The sequence below is a fragment of the Pseudogemmobacter faecipullorum genome (genome assembly GCF_020539525.1).
GTDB classification, from domain to species: domain Bacteria; phylum Pseudomonadota; class Alphaproteobacteria; order Rhodobacterales; family Rhodobacteraceae; genus Pseudogemmobacter; species Pseudogemmobacter faecipullorum.
On the sequence record NZ_JACDXX010000002.1, the window covers coordinates 297,221 to 317,100 of the forward strand.

Here is a 19,880-nt window from a genome sequence, read left to right on the forward strand (position 1 = left end):
GCAGCAGAAAGGGTCGTGATGAACCTGCTTTTAGAAAAATGGGAGGGGCCCTTTGGTCTGCCCCCCTTCGCGCAGATCCGCGATGAGGATTTCGCCCCGGCCTTTGATGAGGCGCTGACCCTGGCGCGCGGCCGCATTGCCGCGATTGGTGCTGGCGAGGGCGCTGATTTTGAGGCGGTGATTGGCGCGCTGGAAGATGCCGAGGCCGAGCTGGACCGGATTGCCGGGCTGTTTTACGGCATTGCGGGCGCGGATTCCAATGCGGCGCGCGAGGCTTTGATGCGTGACCTGGCGCCGAAGCTCAGCGCCTTTTCCAGCGAAGTGACGAATAACAAAGCGCTGTTTGCGAAGATTGACGCGCTCTGGCAGCGCCGTGAGACCGAGGCACTGCAATCCGAGGAGCTGCGGGTGCTGGAGCTGTATCACCGCATGTTCCTGCGCTCGGGCGCACAGCTCGGCGGGGAGGAGGCGGCGCGGCTGACGGCGGTAAAGTCGCGCCTCGCCAGCCTCGGGACGCAGTTCAGCCAGAACCTGCTGGCCGATGAGCGCAGCTGGTTTATGGAACTGACGGAGCAGGATCTGCAGGGCCTGCCCGATTTCGTGGTGGCAGCGGCCCGGGGGGCGGGCGAAGAGCGCGGGCTTGGCCCGGTGGTGACGCTGAACCGCTCGCTGATCGTGCCCTTCCTGCAATTCTCGCCGCGCCGGGCCCTGCGTCAGAAAGCCTGGGAGGCCTGGGCGGCGCGCGGTGCCAATGGCGGTGAGACCGACAATCGTGGCATCGCGGCCGAAACGCTCGCTTTGCGCGAAGAACGGGCGAAACTGCTCGGCTATGCGGATTTCGCGCAGTTCAAGCTGGAACCGGAAATGGCGAAAACGCCGCAGGCGGTGCGCGATCTTCTGCTGCGGGTCTGGGCGCCAGCGCGGAAAAAAGCCCTGGCTGATCAGGCGGTTCTGGAAGAACTGCTGCGCAAAGACGGCATAGAGGGCCGGTTTGAACCCTGGGACTGGCGCTATTATTCCGAGAAGCGCCGCAAGGCCGAGCATGATCTCGATGAGGCGGCGATCAAGCCCTATCTCTCCCTCGAAGCGATGCTGGCGGCGATGTTTGGCTGCGCCACCCGGCTGTTCGGCCTTGAGTTTCGCGAGATCGAAGGGCGGTTCTGGCATCAGGATGTGCGTGGCTGGGAGGTGACCCGCGATGGCAGGCATATCGCGGTCTTCCTTGGCGACTATTTCGCGCGTGGCTCGAAACGCTCGGGGGCCTGGTGCACGGCGATGCGCAGCCAGAAAAAACGCGGCGGCGATATCCGCCCGATCGTGCTGAATGTCTGCAATTTCGCCAAAGGCGAGCCCTGCCTTTTGTCTTATGATGATGCGCGCACCCTGTTCCATGAATTCGGCCATGCGCTGCATCAGATGCTTTCGGATGTGAGCTTTGGCTTCATCTCGGGCACCTCGGTGGCGCGTGATTTCGTGGAACTGCCGAGCCAGCTCTATGAACACTGGCTGGAAGTGCCTGAAGTGCTGGAGCGCTATGCGCTGCATCATGCGACCGGCGAGGGGATGCCTGCCGATCTGCGCGCGCGGCTCCTGGGGGCGGGCAGCTATGACCAGGGCTTTGCGACCATTGAATTCATTGCTTCGGCCATGGTGGATCTGGAATTTCATTCCGGGCCCGCGCCGCAGGATCCGATGCAGAAGCAGCAGCAGGTGCTCGAGGCACTCGGGCTGCCACATGCGATCCGCATGCGCCACGCCACGCCGCATTTCGCGCATGTCTTCTCGGGCGACGGCTATTCCTCGGGCTATTACAGCTACATGTGGTCTGAGGTGATGGATGCCGATGCCTTTGCCGCCTTTGAGGAAACCGGCGATGTCTTTGATCCGGAAATGGCGAGGAAGCTGGAAAAATTCATCCTTTCGGCCGGCGGATCGGAAGAGGCAGAAACGCTTTACCGCAAATTCCGTGGTGCGATGCCCGGGGTCGAGGCCTTGCTGAAAGGCCGCGGCCTGCTGGAAACCGCCTGAAATCTGTTCCCGCTCCGCCGCCTGGAAAACTGGCGGCGGAGGTTGCCAAAGCCCGGGCTTTTGTGCATTTAAGGCACAGTGGTCCCGTGGCTCAACTGGATAGAGCAGCCCCCTCCTAAGGGGCAGGTTACAGGTTCAAGTCCTGTCGGGATCACCATGAAATCAATATTTTGCGATTATTTTGGAGTTTGCCTTCCGGTTCAGTGAACCCGTTTCGCCCCGCCGAATTCCAAAGAATCTGCCGCGCGGCGCAAATATCCGGGTGAAAACCTGCTGTAGGTGCTGCGGGTGATGTTCGGGTTTTTTGTGCCCGAGATGCTGGGCAATTTCGACAATCGTGACCCTACTCTCAGCCATCAGCCATCAGCCATCAGCCATCAGCCATCAGCCATCAGGCGGCCAGCGGTCCGGCGCAGATCGTGCGGGGGCAGTGCTCGATCCCGGCGCGATTCACGGCGGCATTGAACCCGGTTTTGATCGAGCCGATCTGACGGCCTGCCCATTCCACGACAAACCCGGACATGGCGGCGGCGTGTGTGCATTCATCGGGACCCTGGCGCGGCCCTTGTGCAGTCCGACCTCACTGGTCGCGAGACGAATGGTGCGCCTGTTGAAGTCCATCCGACCCCAGGTCAGTTCGAGGATGGCCCCGATCCGCCCGGTCGTGGTCAGTATCAGGAGGATCGCAGGGCGGATATGGGATCGATGGCTTCGGCCAGAAACGCGGCAACATCGTCGCGGGTCAGGTCGCGGTCGCAGTGTGGGGGAAGGGTGGGGCAGGACGATGCGCGGGGCATGGCCGATCACTCTGAATTTCTCAACCCGTTTCACTACAATGCGCAGGTAAGACACCCGGTCCGGATCGTCGCATCCCTACGTCCGGCCGCCCGGGCTTGCCAATATAGTCTCGGCGATCCTCGGGCGTGATCTGCTCGGGGGGCAGGTCCCCGAAGACCGGCAGCAGCACGTTGAGGCCGACCTGCGCGAGCTTCCGCGCTTGCCTCAGCGCCGCGATACCGGCCTGACAGGCTTCCGCGATCTGGGCCATAGTGACCCCCTGAGATGGGGCCATTTGCCGGATGCTCAGGTCACGGGTCTCACGCCCGCTTCCCTGGTTGTGTGTGCTTTAAAATAGAACCGTCTCCGGGTGGACGCCGGTCTGTCTGCCGGTGACGATGGTCGATGACAATCTCAGGATTGGCGATGTTGCGCGGGTCAGGACCAGGCTGAACACAGCCTGATCGACCCGAAGCAAGCCCGGCACACATTGTCTCAGGCCTGCCAGCGTAAGCAGCACCTGAAAGTGCGATTTCTGCTTATGATTGAAATGAAGGCTTATGTTTCAACCGTGCAACGCAGTGGTTGCGGCATGGATCCGCCATATAACGAATCGTTGATTTTAGGGAATCCCGGGTCGAGGAAACCTCATAGGTTAAAAAAATATTAAAGGAATTGTCATGAAAATTAGGACACTCGCTGCCACGGTTGCACTCATGCTTCCGGTTCCTGCTCTCGCGCAAAATTTTTCAGGAGCGGTGACCCTTGGCTATGGGCTTGGGGAGATTTCCGACTTGAGCCAGGACATTAACTCCCTGACATTCAACGGCTCGGTGAATGTGCAGCTTGGTAGTGGGTTTTCTCTGGGTGTGCGGGCAGATTATGGCGCGATTGACGTGAAGGGGCTGGGCGTCGATATCGGTGCCAATCTTCTTGGGGCCAATGTTGCCTATCAGTTCGACAATGGTGGCTGGGTCGGAGCCTATACCGAAAATGCCGAAATCAGTGTTGATCTTCTTCCGATCAACTTTGGTGTGACAGACTTTGGTGTCGAAGGCGGCTATCGTTTCAGTGGCGTCGACCTGTCCGGTTTTGTTGGGAAATCGACCGATATCACCAGCTTTGGTATCGCTGGGAAATATGAAGCTGATGGAGCCTTGCTTGGCGCCTCGGCAATGCGCAGCAATGTCAAATTCGGTGGCGCTGATCTGGGGGTCACTGCTGCTGGCCTCGCCGGGGCCTATAATTTCAGCCAGGGCTGGGGTGTGTTCGCTGGCGCAGGGCGGACCAGCCTCAGTGAGGTGGATGCGGATCTGACAACGGTTGGGCTTGGCGGCAGCTACGCTTTCGAGGCGGCTGCCACCCCCGTCGTGGTTTCGCTGGAACTGGCGCGTACCAAGCTTGAAGTCGGCGGGCTCGGGTCGACAGATCTTGATACCGTGCGTCTTGGCGTAACCGTTCCCTTCGGGAATAAAGGCTCTGTGCTTCCGAAGAACAGCGTTGCAGATGCAATTCTCAATCCAGGCCACACAGCAATCAGCCAGACTGTCCTGATGGCGTTCTGATCTGAAACTAAGCGTCGGGTAAGAAGCAAACTGGCGGAGCGCCTGCTCCGCCTTTTTTGTCCGGATCGCCAGATGGCTGTAATCGGTGGCAGGTGTGACCGGCAGCGCGACCCATGCAGGCCTCGGCTGTCGGGAACCATCCGCACCGCAGGCTCGCGGCCTCAGGGGAAAACCTGTTCGTTTTCATGTTCATGATACTCCATCCGTCTCAAGAGATGGAGCCTCCGGCAAGCCCGGTGCGGATCAGCGCGTCCATGGTCACACACATGGCTACCTTATCCTTTGTAGCATGAGCAGGTTTGCACCGGGCAATAGGGATCACCATTTTAACCTTTTCCCCTCGCGGTGGTCGCTGGCCTGAGCCTCTGGGCCCGGTACGGCCCGGCCTGGAATGAGGGGGCGCCACTGCCGGCCCGGGCTTCGCTCTGGCGGGGCTATCTGTTTTCGGGAAAACCGGTTATTCTGACTGCGGTATCCCGCCGTGGTGTCTGACCAAGCAATGATTGACAGGGCGAAACCCGCCAATGCCTGATCTGGAAGCCGCACTGGCCGATAGCCTGCTTTCGGTCCTGATGGCCGAAGCAGACTGGCATCAGTTTCTTGAACTGCTGATCTCGGATCAGAGCCATGCCGCGGCTATGTTCATGATACAGAATGACCGGTTGTCGGGCAGCGGGGGTGAGATTTCAATTGTCACCGGCCTCGAGGAAAGTGCGATCCGTGATTATTCGGAGCATTACTCGCGGGTGAACCCCTGGCTGCCGGACTTTATCCTGCATACTACCCTCATGAATCCCTGGTGTGATCAGGATGTGCTGCCCCGGGCGCAGCTGCATCGCAGCGAATATTATAATGATTACCTGCGCCTGCTTGGCCTTGAGGGGGCGGCGGGGCTTGCCCTGACTCGGCGCGATGGCACGGCGGTCTTGCTTGGAGTGGTGCTGGGCGATGCCGACCCCGAGGCCCCGGCGCTGATCATGCGGCGCATTGGCGGGCTTATGCCGCTGATGTCACGGGTGCTCGACTATTACCGTCGGCCCGATGCCGGGATGCTGGCAGCGGATCAGGTGGTGGAGGTGCTGGGCTCGGGGCTGTGTCTGTTTGGCTGGGACGGGCGCTTCCTGCATCTTTCGCGAAGTGCCGAGGCCCTTGGTCAGGCGCTGGATCTGTTTGTGGCCGAGCCGCTGGGACGGGTGCGCCTGAAACCCGATCTTCTGCAGGAGGCGCGCCAGGAGATGCTGCGCTGGGATTATACCGGCCCGGTGCAGCGCGTGATCCGGCTGAAAGACTGCCGGCTGACCCTGTTCCGCAGCAGCCGCAGCAGCATGAGCGAGCTGCTCTGCGGGCCGGTGGTGGGCCTGATCATCGAACCGATGCGCAGCTGGCTGGATCCGCATCATGAACATGAGCTGGTGAGGCGCTACAGGCTGACCGGTGCCGAGCTGCGGGCTTTGCGTGGCATTGCCGCAGGCGCTTCGATCCAGGATATGGCCGAAAGCAGCGCGCGCTCGGTTGAAACTCTGCGCAGCCAGGTGAAAAGCCTGCTTTATAAAACCGGATGTGCAACACAGCTTCAGCTGCTGCATCTGCTGCGTTCCCTGTGAGGGCGGCTGTGCTCCTGTGAGAGGGCAGGCATTGCAGGTTCTGACTGCGTGCAAGCCTGGCGGTCCGGGCGTCCGGCATGGCGGCGCAAATAGGCCATCAACACCCGGCAGGACATTGATGGCCTTAGGCTCGCATAAAATGACGTATGAAATTATTTGCTTGAATGGTTAAGTTTTATGGTGAAGCCCGAGGGCCGTAATCACCCTGAAGGGTGAAGTGACGTGGGATACTTTCCCGATTGGACAAAATTTGATCATTTTATGCCCCGAGGCACGCGCGGATCATCACCGCCGGGCCGTGGGCGGTGTTGCTGCCCCCGGCCAGCAGCCTGCCGGGTCGAATCACTCCGGATAGCGGCAGAGGTTTTTGCCCCTTACTCCCGGGCTTTGCGCCGTCGTAAGGCGCCGGGCGGCTCGCCAAAGGCGCGGCGAAAGGCGCGCGACAGGGTGGCGGGGCCGGAAAACCCGGTGCGCAGGGCGACTTCTGCCAGCGGATGGCTGGTGTCTGTCAGCATGCGCTGCGCGGCCTTCAGCCGCAGATCCAGCGCCATGGCCGCCGGGGTGGTGGCAAAAGCAATGCGAAACAGGCTCTCAAGCCTGCGGCTGGACAGGCCGACGGCGCGGGCGGTTTCTGCGGCTGCCTCGGGCTGATCAATCCGTGCCTCCATCCGGGCCAGGGCTGCTGCCACCCGCGGATCGAGCCCCGGATCGCGGCGCAAAGGCGCCAGCTGAGGCTCGGCCCCGGCGCGGGCGCGGGTCAGGAATGAATTCTCGACCTGACGCGCCAGGGCAGCGCCGTAGCGGGCACGGATCAGATAGAGCGCGAAATCCTGGGCCGGGACCGCCCCGCCGATCGTGACCCGGTTGCGGTCGATGACAAAACGGTCGGGCAGAACCTCGACCCGGGGGTGGCGGGTGGCAAGATCCTCCAGATCCTCCCAATGCGCGGTGGCGCGATAGCCGTTCAGCAGGCCCGCCCGGGCCAGCACCCAGGGGCCGGAATCAATGCCGCCCACCAGGGCAAAACGGGGTGCGATTCGCTGTACCTCGCGGATCAGCGGCCGGGTGGCCACCTCATCCAGCCGGTAGCCCGCAATCACCAGCAGCACATCTGCGCCCACGGCATGGGCTGGCGGCCCTGCGGCGGGCAGAGACAGCCCGCAGGTCAGCGCCACCGGCGCCCCGTCGGGCGAGACCACGCGCCAGCGGAATCCCTCATAGCCCAGCTGGCGGTTGGCATTACGCAGCGGGTCAAGTGCCGAGGCCACCTCAAGAATAGAGGCCTGGGGCAGGACCAGAAAGGCAATGGTCAGCGGCGCCCGGGCGGGGGCGAAGACCGGCAGAGCCGAGGCGCTTTCCGTGGGATGAATTGCATTTTTCGACATGATAATTTCGTAAACTGCAACTCCTTGCCCGGCAAGACGGTTAATCTCGCCACAACCATAAGGAGGATCCCATGCCGCTGACCATGAACCGCGAGGTTTTCATCACCTGTGCTGTGACCGGATCGGGCGGCACCCAGGACCGCAGCCCGCATGTGCCGCGCTCGCCCGAACAGATTGCCAATTCCGCCATCGATGCGGCGAAAGCCGGGGCGGCGATTGTCCATTGCCATGTGCGCGACCCCGAAAGCGGCAAGCCTTCGCGTGATCCGGCTCTCTACCGCGAAGTGACCGAGCGCATCCGCGACAGCGGCACTGATGTAGTGCTGAATCTGACCGCTGGCATGGGCGGCGATCTGATGTTTGACGGCACCGAGAATATGGGCCGGATGGCAGCGCATTCGGATATGGCGGGGGCTGCCGAGCGGGTGGCCCATGTCGTCGAATGCCGGCCCGAAATCTGCACCCTCGACTGCGGCACGATGAATTTCAACGAAGCCGATTATGTGATGGTCAATACGCCCGGCATGCTGCGCGATATGGCAAAGCGCATGGTGGCATCGGGCACCAGGATCGAGATCGAGGCCTTTGACACCGGCCATCTCTGGCTGGCAAAAGCCCTTGCTGATGAGGGCATTATCCCCGATCCGGTGCTGGTGCAGCTTTGCATGGGCGTGCCATGGGGCGCGCCCGATGATCTGAACACCTTCATGGCGATGGTCAATAATGTGCCCTCGCACTGGCACTGGTCGGCCTTTGCGCTGGGCCGCCATCAGATGGCCTATGTCGCGGCGGCGGTACTGGGCGGGGGCAATGTCCGTGTCGGTCTTGAGGACAATCTCTGGCTCGACAAGGGCGTGCTGGCCACCAATGCCCAGCTGGTCGAGCGCGCAGTGACCATCATTGAGAATATGGGCGCAAGGGTCATCACGCCGGCCGAGGTGCGGACCCGGCTCAAGCTGGAGAAACGCGCGCCGCTGCCGAAGTGAGGGGACCGCGCGCGTGAGCCGCGCGCGATGCCTCCGGCGGGGATATTTAAGGACAGATGAGACGGCAGGGCCCCCGCGTGAGGGCCCGGCTTGCATCACGAGAAGAGGGAGTGCCTGAATGGCGCGTAAGGCAACGATTGTAGGCGGTGGCGTGATCGGGGGCGGCTGGGCTGCGCGGTTCCTGCTCAATGGCTGGGATGTGGCGGTTTTTGATCCCGATCCTGAAGCCGCGCGCAAGATCAATGCGGTGCTGGCCAATGCCCGTCTGGCGCTGCCGGCGCTTTCGGATGTGCCGATGCCGCCTGAGGGCCGGCTGAGCTTTGCCGATACTATGGCCGAAGCGGTTGAGGGTTCGGAATATGTGCAGGAAAGCGTCTCAGAGCGGATCGAGCTGAAGCATAAGGTCTATGCCCAGCTGCAGCAGGCCAATCCGGGCGTGCTGATCGGTTCCTCGACCTCGGGCTTTAAGGCCTCGGATCTGCAGATCGGCAGCCCGGCGCCGCAGAATATCATCGTCGCCCATCCCTTTAACCCGGTCTATCTGCTGCCGCTTTCCGAGATTTCAGGCTCGGAGAAAAACACCGAAGCGACGGTGCAGCGCACGGCGCAGATCATGAAAGACATCGGGATGTTCCCGCTGGTGATCCGCAAGGAGATCGATGCTTTCATCGGCAACCGTTTCCTCGAGGCGGTCTGGCGCGAGGCTTTGTGGATGCTGAAAGATGGTGTCGCCACCACCGAAGAGATCGACGAGGCGATCCGCATGGGCTTTGGTCTGCGCTGGGGACAGATGGGGCTGTTCGAGACCTATCGCATCGCGGGCGGCGAGGCCGGGATGCGTCATTTCATGGCGCAGTTCGGCCCGGCGCTGAAATGGCCCTGGACCAAGCTGATGGATGTGCCCGAATTCAACGATGAGCTGGTCGATCTGGTGGCAAACCAGTCCGATGCGCAATCGGGCATGTATGGCATCCGCGAGCTGGAACGGATCCGCGATCAGAACCTCGTCGGCTTCCTGCGCGCGCTGAAAGAGCGCAACTGGGGCGCGGGCAAGGTGCTGCGCGAACATGATGAGGCGCGCGCGGCGCTGTTCCATGAAGGACTCGATCAGGGGCCGAAGGCGGAGCCGCTGACCCTTGCCCATCTGCAGGTTCTGCCGGGCTGGATTGATTACAACGGCCATATGACCGAGAGCCGTTACTATTTCTGCAATTCCGAAGTGGCCGATGCCTTCCTGCGCCTGATCGGGGCGGGGATGGATTATGTCGAGGCGGGGCACAGCTATTATTCGGCGGAAACCCATATCCGCCATCTGGGCGAGGCAAAGCTGGGTGACCGGCTCACCGGCACGCTGCAGATCATCTCGGCCGATGAGAAACGCTTCCGCTCCTTCGTGCGGATCATGAAGGGCGAAGAGCTGGTCGCCACCATCGAACAGCTCTGCCTGCATGTCGATATGAAAGCGGGCCGCACCGTTGCGGCAGCGCCCGGGGTTTATGCAAAGCTGAAGGCGATTGCCGATGCCCATGCAGAGCTGCCGCTGCCCCAGGGGGCCGGTCGCGCCATTGGTCAGAAGAAAGGGTGAGGCCATGGATTTCGGTCTGAATGACGAACAAAGGATGATTGTCGAAACCACCCGCGCCTTTGTGGAAGCAGAACTCTACCCACATGAGCTGGAGGTGGAGCGTACCGGCCATCTGCCGATTGAGCTGATCCGCGAATTGCAGCAAAAAGCCATCGCCGCTGGCCTTTATGCCGCGAATATGCCGGTTGAGGTCGGCGGGGCAGGCCTCGATACCCTGTCCTGGCTGCTTTATGAAAAAGAACTTGGCCGGGCAAATTATGCCCTGCACTGGACCTGTGTCGCGCGTCCTTCGAACATTTTGCTGGCAGGCAATGAAGAGCAGCGCGAAAAATATCTGCTGCCCTGCATCCGGGGCGAGACCTGGGATTGCCTAGCCATGACCGAGCCCGGCGCAGGCTCGGATCTGCGCGGCATGAAGGCCTCGGCCAGGCCCGATGGCGATGACTGGATCCTGAACGGCACCAAACATTTCATCTCGCATGGCGATCTGGCCGGTTTCACCATCGCTTTCATGGCGACGGGAGAGGAAGAGACGCCGCGCGGCCCGAAAAAGCTGATCACCGCGTTTCTGGTCGATAAGGGCACGCCGGGCTTCAGCGTGCGCGATGGCTATCGCAATGTCTCGCATCGTGGCTATACCAATTCGGTGCTCGAATTCGACGAATGCCGGGTGAACAAACGCCAGATCCTTGGCGAGGTGCATAAAGGCTTTGATGTGGCCAATTCCTGGCTGGGTGCAACCCGGCTTCAGGTCGCCTCAACCTGCCTTGGCCGGGCCGAGCGGGCGCTGGATCTGGCGGTTTCCTACGCGGCCGAGCGCAAACAATTCGGCCAGCAAATCGGCAAATATCAGGGCATCAGCTTCAAACTGGCCGATATGGCGATGGAGCTGAAGGCGGCAGAGCTGCTGACCCGTGAGGCGGCGTGGAAATATGATCAGGGCATGGTGACCGAGGCCGATATGTCGATGGCCAAGCTGAAAGCCACCGAAGTGCTGGCGATGATCGCCGATGAGGCAATTCAGATCCATGGCGGTATGGGGCTGATGGATGAGCTGCCGCTGGAGCGGATCTGGCGCGACGCAAGGGTCGAGCGGATCTGGGAGGGCACCTCCGAGATCCAGCGCCATATCATCTCGCGCGAGATGCTGCGCGCGGTCGGCGGCTGAGCCTTGCCCCGCGCACCGGGGGCGATCTGCCCCCGGACCCCCGAGAATATTTCAGGACAGATGATAACCAGATGCCAGGACTTTTTTGCGATTCTGTAGTGGAGGAACAGGCAGGGATGCCGATGGCCGTGACAGGTGAAACCCTGCCTCACCTTCCCGGGGCAGGGCGCCGCCCTGCTTTCATCTGTCTGCAAATATCCTCGGGGGTCCGGGGGCAGACAGCCCCCGGTCTGACGCTGGCTGAGGGGGCGGCGGCATGAGCCGGCTCGACCGTCTGCTGCGGCCGCGCCATATTGCCGTGCTCGGCGCCGGCTGGGCGCTGAACGTGATTGAACAATGCCGCAAGATGGGCTTTGCCGGGCCGGTCTGGCCGGTACACCCGACAAAAGGCGAAATTGGCGGGCTGAAAGCCTATGCCAGCCTTGCCGATCTGCCCGAACCGCCCGATGCGGTCTTCATCGGGGTGAACCGTTTCGCGACGGTCGAAGTGGTGGCGGAACTGGCGGCGATGGGCGCGGGCGGCGCGATCTGCTTTGCCGCGGGCTGGACCGAGGCAGGCGAGGCCGGGCTGCAGGCAAAGCTGGTCGAGGCGGCGGGCGCGATGCCGATCCTCGGGCCCAATTGCTATGGGGTGATCAATTATCTCGACGGGGCTTTGCTCTGGCCCGATCAGCATGGCGGGGTGCGGGTTGAGGGGGGCGTCGCGCTGCTCAGCCAGTCCTCGAATGTGATCGTCAATCTTGGTATGCAGCAGCGGGGCCTGCCGGTCGGCTATGTGGCCTGCCTGGGCAATGCGGCGGTGGTTGGCCTGGCCGAGCTGGCAGGTGCCTTGCTGGAAGATCCGCGCATCACCGCAATCGGCATGTATATTGAGGGGATTGACGATGCCCCGGCCTTTGCCCGTTTTGCTCATGCGGCGCGAGCGATGGGTAAGGGGATTGTGGTGATCAAAGCCGGCAAGACCGAGCTGTCGCAGATCGCGGCCGCCTCGCATACCGCCTCGCTGGCCGGGGGCGGCGCGGCCTCTTCGGCCTTCCTGCGCCAGCTCGGTATTGCCGAGGTGAACACGCCGTCAGAGCTGCTGGAAACGCTGAAAATCTTCCATATCCATGGCACAGGCCTTGGCGAGAATATCTGCTCGCTCTCCTGTTCGGGCGGAGAGGCGGGGCTTGCGGCCGATCTGGGCCAGGCGCGCGGGCTGAGTTTCCCGCCGGTCCCGCCAGGGGTCGAGGCCGAGCTGGCCGGGGTGCTGGGCCCGATTGTCACTATCGCCAACCCGCTGGATTACAATACTTTTATCTGGGGCGATCTGGAGAAAACCACCCAGGTTTTCGCGGGTATGCTCAAGGGCTATGACGCGGGCCTCTATATTCTCGACATCCCGCGCGGGGATCGCTGTGACCCGTCGAGCTATTTCCCGGCGCTGGAGGCGATCCTTGCAGCCCAGGAACTGACCGGTAAACCCGCCTTCCCGCTGGCCTCGATGGAGGAGAATTTCGGCGAGGCGCGGGTCAGCGAACTGATGGCACGGGGCATTTGCCCACTGCTGGGGTTTGAGACCGGGCTGGCAGCGCTGCGGGCGGCGCAGACCCGCGCAGGCCTGCCCGGCTGGGAGCCTTTGCCCGCGCAGCCGCCGCGCGAGACCCGGCTTCTGAGCGAGGCCGAGGGCAAGGCGCTGCTCGCGGCTGCCGGGGTGCCGGTGCCGCGCGCAGTTTCCGCTACGACGCTTGCCGAACTCGGCGCAGCGGCAGAGGGGCTGACACCGCCCCTTGCGCTGAAAGGGCTGGGCTTCGCGCATAAGACCGAGGCCGGTGCGGTGCGGCTGAATCTGCCCTCGCTGGAGGGGCAGGCGGAAATGCCCGGTGCCAGCGGCTATCTGGCCGAAGAAATGGTCACCGGCACCCTGGCCGAGGCTCTGCTCGGCCTGCGCCGCGATCCGGTCTATGGGCTGACGCTCACCCTCGGCATGGGCGGGGTCACCGCCGAGCTGCTGGCCGATACCGTCACCCTGATCTGGCCGGTCCGGCAGGAAGAGGTTCTGGCCGCCCTGCAGGGCTTGCGGCTCTGGCCGCTGCTCGATGGCTACCGGGGCAGGCCAAGGGCCGATGTTGCCGCGCTGGCCGGGATTGCAACCGCGCTTGGCGCGCTGATGGCCGGGGATGACAGCCTCGAAGAAATTGAAATCAATCCGGTCCTGCTGCGCGAAACCGGCGCGGTGGCGGTCGATGCTCTGATCAGGAAGGTGTGACATGGCTGAGATGGTGATGCGCGAGGAAGGCCCGATCCGCACGCGGCGCGAGGGCGGCATTCTTGAGGTGACGCTGGATGCGCCCAAGGCCAATGCGATCAGCCTGAAAACCAGCAAAATCATGGGGCTGGTGTTTCGCGACTTCCGCGATGATGACAGCCTGCGGATCTGCATCCTGCGCGCGGCGGGCGAGAAGTTCTTCTGCCCCGGCTGGGATCTGAAAGCCGCGGCCGAGGGCGATGCGGTGGATGGCGATTACGGCGTCGGCGGCTTTGGCGGGCTGCAGGAACTGCCCAATCTGAACAAGCCGGTGATTGCCGCCGTCCAGGGCATCTGCTGCGGTGGCGGGCTCGAGCTGGCGCTTTCGGCAGATCTGATCCTGTGCTCGACCAGTGCCACTTTTGCACTGCCCGAGATCCGCTCGGGAACGGTGGCCGATGCTGCCTCGATCAAACTGCCCAAGCGCATTCCCTATCACGTGGCGATGGATCTTTTGCTGACCGGGCGCTGGTTTGACGCCGAAGAGGCCTTCCGCTGGGGGCTGATCAAGGAAATCTGCGAAGCGGATCAGCTGCTGGATAAAGCATGGGAGCTGGCGCGTATGCTCGAGGCCGGGCCGCCGCTGGTCTTTGCCGCGATCAAGGAAGTGGTGCGCGAGGCCGAGAATATGCGCTTCCAGGACGCGCTGAACCGGATCACCAAACGGCTGATGCCGACGGTGGACCGGCTTTATTCCTCAGAGGATCAGCTCGAAGGCGCGCGCGCTTTCGCGGAAAAACGCGATCCGGTCTGGAAGGGGCGCTGAACCCGTTCTAGCCTCACCCCTGCGGCAAAGCGGGGGTGGGGCATGACGCAGGATTATACCAGCCGGGTGATCTGGACCGGAAATCTGGGCACAGGCACTTCGGGCTACCGCGCCTATGCCCGCAGCTGGGATGTGGCCGTGCCGGGCAAGCCGGTGATCCATTGCTCAAACGATCCGCTGCTTGGCGGCGATCCCACGAAGATGAATCCCGAGGATCTGCTGCTCTCGGCGCTATCAGCCTGTCATATGCTGTGGTTTCTGCATTACGCTGCGGAGAATGGCCTGGTGGTCAGCAGCTATGAGGACAGGCCGCTGGGCCTGGCCAGGCATGGCAAAGGCGGCGCGGGGCAGTTTCTCAGTGCCAGATTGCGCACGGTCATCACCCTGCAGCCCGGCGCAGATACCGCTCTGGCCGATCAGCTGCACCAGCGGATCGGTGAGGTCTGCTTTATCGCCCGTTCGGTGAATTTCCCGGTGCATCACGACCCGCGCTACCTCAGCGCCGAAGCTTAACCTGCCGCGCCGGTCCAGTGGCCCTTTGCCCGGATCTCGGTTGAAGAGGCGTCATGCATCGGCAGGGTGACAAAGACCCAGGCAGGGGCTCTGGCCCTGGCAAGGGTCTCGCCGCGTGCAAGGCTTTTTTCGGAATAGATCTGCGCCGCCGGCGACAGCCGGGCGCGCAGCCCCGCCCCGGGCCGGGCCAGGATGCCGACCGGCACCTGTTCCATAATGCCGCGCCAGCGGTCCCATTTGTGGAAGCTGGCGAGGTTATCGGCGCCCATCAGCCAGACGAAATGCACGCCGGGATAAAGCGCGCGCAGCCGGGTGATGGTATCGGCGGTAAACCGGGTGCCAAGCCGGGCCTCCAGATCCGTGACCTCGACCCTTGGATCCTGCATCAGCTGCCGCGCCCGGGCGAGGCGGGCCTGCAGAGGGGCAGGCTGGCGCGCCTTCAGCGGATTGCCGGGCGAAACCAGCCACCAGACCCGGTCAAGCCCGATCCGTTTCAGCGCCTCACGGGTGATATGCACATGGCCCTCATGCGCCGGATCAAAGGATCCGCCGAGCAGCCCAATGGTCATGCCGCGCGTGGCGAGAGGAAAACCCTGTCTCATAGCTTTCGCGCTTAGCTTGTTCTGCGGCAAAGCGGAACGGGGGAGGGGCAGGGCGGGTCAGATTTTTACCTGAACGGGGCGGGACGGCCCGGAATAAGGCCCGGATGCAGCATAAAGGCCGGGCAAAGCGCTTTGCCGCGTCCCTTGCCCGGGGAACATGATCGCAGCACGCAGCACGCAGCACGCAGCACGCAGCACGCAGCACGCAGCACGCAGCACGCAGCACGCAGCACGCAGCACGCAGCCGGGCAGGGGGCTTTCCAGCCTGTTGCTGCTGGCTGTGACCCTGTGCTGTACCTGCCCGGTGATTTTATCTTTTTCGGTCTTTATTATGAAATATATACTACGGCGCTTTTACGTATATTTTTGCCATATTATGGCTGTCATCCTGGAAGCGGACATCCCTATGATGGCTGCTGCCCGGTAAGGCCGGCCTCGCTTCGCCAGCCTGATCCGGGTAGCGCAGCCCCCTGATGCGCTGATCACTGGCCGCCCAGAGCGGCGGATCTCAGCCCGCCAGCGCTGCAAAGTGATGCAAGCCCGCGAGAAGTGGCAAGGCCAGCGGCCCGTTCTGGTGTTCGCACCGGCCTGGCGAACAGAGGCGAAAGACAGGCCGGGGGTTCGCTGCGGGGCAAAGCCCTCAGCCTTCGGCAAAGCTGCGCCAGTCTTGCCCCCGGGCCTGCGGATCGCTACATGAAGGCCAATCCCTCAAGGAAAACGCATTTTCGGAGCGCCCCATGGCAAGCTATCAATATGTCTATCACATGGACGGCGTGTCCAAGACCTACCCGGGCGGGAAGAAGGTCTTTGAGAACATCCATCTGAACTTCCTGCCGGGCGTCAAAATCGGCGTCGTCGGTGTGAATGGCGCCGGTAAATCGACGCTGCTGAAGGTCATGGCCGGGATGGACAAGGACTTCCAGGGCGAAGCCTGGGCTGCCAAGGGCGCCAAAGTTGGCTATCTGGCCCAGGAGCCGCAGCTCGATGACAGTCTGAGCGTGCGCGAAAACGTCAAACTGGGCGTGGCAGAGAAACAGGCCAAGCTCGATCGCTATAATGAAGTGGCGATGAATTATTCCGACGAGACCGCCGATGAGATGGCGCGTCTTCAGGATGAGATCGATGCCGAGGGCCTGTGGGAACTCGAGACCAAGATCGATATCGCGATGGAAGCTTTGCGCTGCCCGCCCGATGACGCCAATGTCGCCACCCTCTCGGGCGGTGAGCGTCGCCGTGTCGCCCTGTGCCAGCTGCTGCTGGCCGAGCCGGATATGCTGCTCCTGGACGAACCGACCAACCACCTCGACGCCGAGACTATCGCCTGGCTGCAGCAGCATCTGATCGATTACAAAGGCACGATCCTGACCGTCACCCACGACCGCTACTTCCTCGATGAGATCACCAGCTGGATCCTCGAGCTGGAGCGTGGCCGTGGCCTGCCGCATGAGGGCAATTACTCCTCCTGGCTGGAAGCCAAGGCCAAGCGCGTCGCCCAGGAAGCGCGTGAGGATAAATCCAAGCAAAAGGCGATGGAGAAGGAACTCGAATGGATCCGTGCCGGTGCGAAAGCCCGTCAGGCCAAGTCGAAGGCCCGTATCGCGGCCTATGATAAAATGGTCGAGGGTTCGGTCAAGGAACGCTCGGGCGAGGCCAGGATCGTCATCCCGAACGGCCCGCGTCTGGGGGGCAAGGTCTTTGAGGTTGAGGGCCTGAAGAAAGCCATGGGCGACAAGCTTCTGGTCGAGGATCTGAGCTTCTCGCTGCCGCCGGGCGGCATCATCGGCGTGATCGGCCCGAACGGTGCTGGTAAAACCACGCTTTTCAAGATGCTTGCCGGTCTGGAAGAGCCCGATGAGGGCACGATCAAACGCGGTGAGACGGTGAAGCTGTCTTATGTCGACCAGTCGCGTGATGCGCTCGACCCGGAGAAGAACGTCTGGGAAGAAATCTCGGGCGGCGCCGAGATCATCCATCTCGGTGACAGCCAGACCTCGTCGCGCAACTATGTCGGTGCCTTTAACTTTAAAGGTGCGGATCAGCAGAAGAAAGTCGGCCTGCTGTCGGGCGGTGAGCGCAACCGCGTTCACATGGCGAAACTGCTGAAATCGGGCGGCAACGTGCTGCTGCTTGACGAACCGACCAACGATCTCGACGTCGAGACCCTGCAGGCGCTGGAAGCGGCGATCGAAGATTTCGCCGGTTCGGCGGTGATCATCTCGCACGACCGCTTCTTCCTCGACCGCCTCTGCACCCATATCCTCGCTTTTGAGGGCGATGCGCACTGGGAATTCTTCGAAGGCAACTTTGAGGAATATGAGGCCGATAAGATCCGTCGCCTTGGGCCGGAAGCGGCACGCCCCTCACGCGTGAAGCACAAAAAATTCACCCGCTGATCCTGATATCGCGGTGAAGACCAGACCCCCGGGCCTTGCCCGGGGGTTTTTCTTTGCCCAGGATCGGCAGGGGCAGAGGGTTTGGGCAGGAGGGCAGATGCGGCTGCAGGGGCTGGTTGCAGGGCTGCTGATCGTGCTCGCGGGCTGTGGCCGCGCCCCGCCTTCGCTGTCCCCGCCTTCCTTGTTGTCGCCCCCGGGGCCAGAGGAGAGGGTTGTATCGGCAAAGCCGGTTCAGCTGCTCTGGGCGCTGGCGGGGCCGCCAGCGGCAAAGCCGGTGCGCCGGATCACCTATCTGCTGCCGGGCGCACTTTCGACCTCGGCGATCTTTGGTCCGCTGCGCCAGCCGGTCAGCCCGGACCATCTGGTGATGGAATACCGCTTCCCGGGGATGCAGGGGCAGCCGCTCGTGCCCGCGATGCGGATCCATCAGGTCGCGGCGACAATCGCCGCCCATGCGGCGCGATATCCCGATGCGCGGATCGATATGCTGGCCTTCTCGACCGGCGGTGCCATCGCGCTTGAGGCTGCGGGCAGGCTCGGCCCCGGGCGCCCGGCAAGGCTGGTGATCCTGTCGGGAGCTACACCCTTCCCGGGGGCCTATGATTCGGCGCTTCGCGGCTCGGTGGCGCTGCTCAGGGCGGCAATCAGCAGCGGCCCGACCAGTATGCGGGCGGTCTGGACCGAATATTATAAGACCCTGCTTTACGGTTATGGCTGGCGGAATAATCCCGAGATCCGCCGCAAGGCAGAGCAAAGGGCCGAGGCGGATCGGAACCAACTCACTTTGCCGGTCCGGGGCCGGGGCCGGGCGCAGACCCGTGATCTGCTCGGCTGGCGGCTCTCGGAGGCGGCGCTGGCATCGGGGGCGGATATTCTGTTCCTGCATGGCGGGGTGGATCCGGTCTTCCCGCTCGCGCGCGCCCGGCGGCTGGCGGACCGGCTCGGCGCAGGGCTCTGCCTTGTGCCGGGCGGGGGGCATCTTCTGATGACCACCCATCCCGGGATCCTGCGGCGGGCGGGCGATTATCTCGAGGGGCGCTGGCAGGCCGGGGAATGCGCCACCGGGCCGCTGCCGGGCCGGGCCGGTGCGCCGGGGAACTGATTGGCCCGCCCCCGCGTTCGCTATGTGACAACAGCGTGAAAGGAGAGGTTATGAAAGGCATTCTGGCCTGGCTGATCGGCATCCCGATCCCGATTATTATCATTCTGTATTTTCTGGACGTTTTCTGACGAGACGCGGGCGGAGAGGGGGCTTCTGGTGGTAAGCACCGGCCCTGCGCCCTTGTCCGATCAGGCCGGGCCGCTGACAGCTGTCCGGGCGCAGTATCTGCGCTGATATGACGCCTTGTGATGCTGTGTTGCATCTGACTGCGGGTTTCGCTGCGTGACCCTGAAACGGCCTTATTTCAGCCCAATTGCGCCTCAACTCTGGGGCGAAGAAACGGAGGGCGGCATATGGCGGTGATCACGGTTCTGCTTGGCGGAATTTTTGGCATGCTCGCGGGGCTGGTGTCCCTGGTCATTGGACAAGGGCTGCTTTTCGCCTTGCTGATCTGGTTCGCAGCCGGGATGGCATTGCCGCTGATGGTGGTTCTGGTCAGCTTTATACCGCGCCGCGCCCTGGTTAAGCTCCGCGCCTGACGCCGTTGCAGCTGTCGCATTCAGCGGTTGTGCCGGCACTTCGGGACATAACCTGATGCGGTTGCAAGGGGCTGACGCAGGGGAAGCCATACCCGGTTTCCCTGTGAATAAGCTAAGTTTCTGATGCGGAAAACCCTTGTTTCATTGGTGAATACTTGCCAGAACGCGATTTTTGCGGCATATAACCAAATGCGAGTTATCTTCTTTCGACCTGTCTCCGTGTCCCGGCCGCAGTTCTCGACCAAAAGCTGACGAGCCAGTCCGTCGCATATCGCGGGCGGAAAACACGATCAGGAGTTCCTCACGATGGCTAAGGGCACCGTGAAATGGTTCAACGAAACCAAAGGCTACGGCTTCATCGCCCCGGAAGGCGGCAAGAAAGACGTTTTCGTGCACATCACCGCGCTTGAGCGCGCTGGCCTGCGCAGCCTGAAAGATGGCCAGCCGGTCACTTTCGATATCGAAGCTGGTCGTGACGGCCGCGAATCGGCAACCAATCTTTCGCTGGCCTGAGCTGACAGAGCCTAGCAGTTGCTATGCCTTTCTGAAGGGCGGTCCTGACAGGGGGCCGCCCTTTGCT

At 62.6% G+C, this 19,880-nt stretch carries 18 protein-coding genes and 1 tRNA gene; 15 read left to right on the forward strand and 4 right to left on the reverse strand.

All coding sequences use genetic code 11. The annotated features are described in order from the left end of the window. Positions 1-15: 15 nt before the first annotated feature. Positions 16-2,028: a M3 family metallopeptidase gene (locus H0485_RS03285; protein WP_435531465.1), complete on the forward strand. Its 2,013-nt coding sequence runs from the start codon at positions 16-18 to the stop codon at positions 2,026-2,028. 80 nt (positions 2,029-2,108) lie between these two features. After that, positions 2,109-2,185: transfer RNA gene (locus H0485_RS03290), tRNA-Arg, on the forward strand. Positions 2,186-2,419: 234 nt separating this feature from the next. Here the strand turns inward: H0485_RS03290 and H0485_RS21620 are convergent. Both H0485_RS21620 and H0485_RS03295 read right to left on the reverse strand, forming a co-directional pair. Further along, positions 2,420-2,551 (reverse strand): hypothetical protein, encoded by a 132-nt coding sequence (locus H0485_RS21620; protein WP_255613275.1) that lies wholly within the window; start codon positions 2,549-2,551, stop codon positions 2,420-2,422. A gap of 294 nt (positions 2,552-2,845) precedes the next feature. Then, positions 2,846-3,076, reverse strand: a complete 231-nt coding sequence (locus tag H0485_RS03295) for a hypothetical protein (protein ID WP_226933931.1) — start codon at positions 3,074-3,076, stop codon at positions 2,846-2,848. 409 nt (positions 3,077-3,485) lie between these two features. Between H0485_RS03295 and H0485_RS03300 the strand changes: the two genes are divergently transcribed. Further along, positions 3,486-4,370 carry a porin family protein gene (locus H0485_RS03300; protein WP_226933932.1) on the forward strand — a complete coding sequence of 295 codons (885 nt, stop codon included), beginning with the start codon at positions 3,486-3,488 and terminating at the stop codon, positions 4,368-4,370. Between the two features lie 524 nt (positions 4,371-4,894). Then, a complete protein-coding gene (locus H0485_RS03305; RefSeq protein WP_226933933.1) occupies positions 4,895-5,974 on the forward strand; it encodes a helix-turn-helix transcriptional regulator in 1,080 nt (359 codons plus the stop codon). 374 nt (positions 5,975-6,348) lie between these two features. Here the strand turns inward: H0485_RS03305 and H0485_RS03310 are convergent, their stop codons facing one another. Further along, entirely contained in the window at positions 6,349-7,359 is a 1,011-nt protein-coding gene (locus tag H0485_RS03310; protein ID WP_226933934.1) for a GlxA family transcriptional regulator, read from the reverse strand. Positions 7,360-7,430: 71 nt separating this feature from the next. On the opposite strand from H0485_RS03310, the gene bcoG reads away from it, so the two are divergent. The 6 genes from bcoG to H0485_RS03340 all read left to right on the forward strand — a co-directional run bounded on the left by bcoG (position 7,431) and on the right by H0485_RS03340 (position 14,664). Next, positions 7,431-8,345 carry a 3-dehydrocarnitine:acetyl-CoA trimethylamine transferase BcoG gene (gene bcoG / locus H0485_RS03315; RefSeq protein ID WP_226933935.1) on the forward strand — a complete coding sequence of 305 codons (915 nt, stop codon included), beginning with the start codon at positions 7,431-7,433 and terminating at the stop codon, positions 8,343-8,345. A gap of 118 nt (positions 8,346-8,463) precedes the next feature. After that, positions 8,464-9,930 (forward strand): carnitine 3-dehydrogenase, encoded by a 1,467-nt coding sequence (locus tag H0485_RS03320; RefSeq protein WP_226933936.1) that lies wholly within the window; start codon positions 8,464-8,466, stop codon positions 9,928-9,930. A gap of 4 nt (positions 9,931-9,934) precedes the next feature. Next, positions 9,935-11,098 carry an acyl-CoA dehydrogenase family protein gene (locus H0485_RS03325; RefSeq protein WP_226933937.1) on the forward strand — a complete coding sequence of 388 codons (1,164 nt, stop codon included), beginning with the start codon at positions 9,935-9,937 and terminating at the stop codon, positions 11,096-11,098. A 256-nt stretch (positions 11,099-11,354) separates the two neighbouring features. After that, positions 11,355-13,346: an acetate--CoA ligase family protein gene (locus tag H0485_RS03330; RefSeq protein WP_226933938.1), complete on the forward strand. Its 1,992-nt coding sequence runs from the start codon at positions 11,355-11,357 to the stop codon at positions 13,344-13,346. Between the two features lies 1 nt (position 13,347). Then, on the forward strand, positions 13,348-14,151 hold the full coding sequence (locus tag H0485_RS03335) for a carnitinyl-CoA dehydratase (RefSeq protein ID WP_226933939.1): 804 nt from the start codon (positions 13,348-13,350) through the stop codon (positions 14,149-14,151). A gap of 42 nt (positions 14,152-14,193) precedes the next feature. Next, positions 14,194-14,664, forward strand: a complete 471-nt coding sequence (locus tag H0485_RS03340; protein WP_226933940.1) for an OsmC family protein — start codon at positions 14,194-14,196, stop codon at positions 14,662-14,664. Here the strand turns inward: H0485_RS03340 and H0485_RS03345 are convergent. Continuing rightward, entirely contained in the window at positions 14,661-15,266 is a 606-nt protein-coding gene (locus H0485_RS03345; protein ID WP_226933941.1) for a nicotinate-nucleotide adenylyltransferase, read from the reverse strand. The genes H0485_RS03340 and H0485_RS03345 overlap by 4 nt on opposite strands. 157 nt (positions 15,267-15,423) lie before the next feature. Here H0485_RS03345 and H0485_RS03350 point away from each other — a divergent pair, with 157 nt between their 5' ends. From H0485_RS03350 to H0485_RS03370, 5 genes are all read left to right on the forward strand, one after another. Next, the gene (locus H0485_RS03350) at positions 15,424-15,693 is read left to right on the forward strand and encodes a hypothetical protein (RefSeq protein WP_226933942.1); all 270 of its coding nucleotides are present in this window, start codon (positions 15,424-15,426) and stop codon (positions 15,691-15,693) included. A 310-nt stretch (positions 15,694-16,003) separates the two neighbouring features. After that, positions 16,004-17,659 carry an energy-dependent translational throttle protein EttA gene (gene ettA / locus H0485_RS03355; protein WP_226933943.1) on the forward strand — a complete coding sequence of 552 codons (1,656 nt, stop codon included), beginning with the start codon at positions 16,004-16,006 and terminating at the stop codon, positions 17,657-17,659. A gap of 97 nt (positions 17,660-17,756) precedes the next feature. After that, positions 17,757-18,761: an alpha/beta fold hydrolase gene (locus tag H0485_RS03360; RefSeq protein ID WP_226933944.1), complete on the forward strand. Its 1,005-nt coding sequence runs from the start codon at positions 17,757-17,759 to the stop codon at positions 18,759-18,761. A gap of 353 nt (positions 18,762-19,114) precedes the next feature. Continuing rightward, a complete protein-coding gene (locus tag H0485_RS03365) occupies positions 19,115-19,300 on the forward strand; it encodes a hypothetical protein (protein ID WP_226933945.1) in 186 nt (61 codons plus the stop codon). Positions 19,301-19,606: 306 nt separating this feature from the next. After that, a complete protein-coding gene (locus tag H0485_RS03370; protein WP_226933946.1) occupies positions 19,607-19,813 on the forward strand; it encodes a cold-shock protein in 207 nt (68 codons plus the stop codon). The last annotated feature ends 67 nt before the right edge of the window (positions 19,814-19,880 follow it).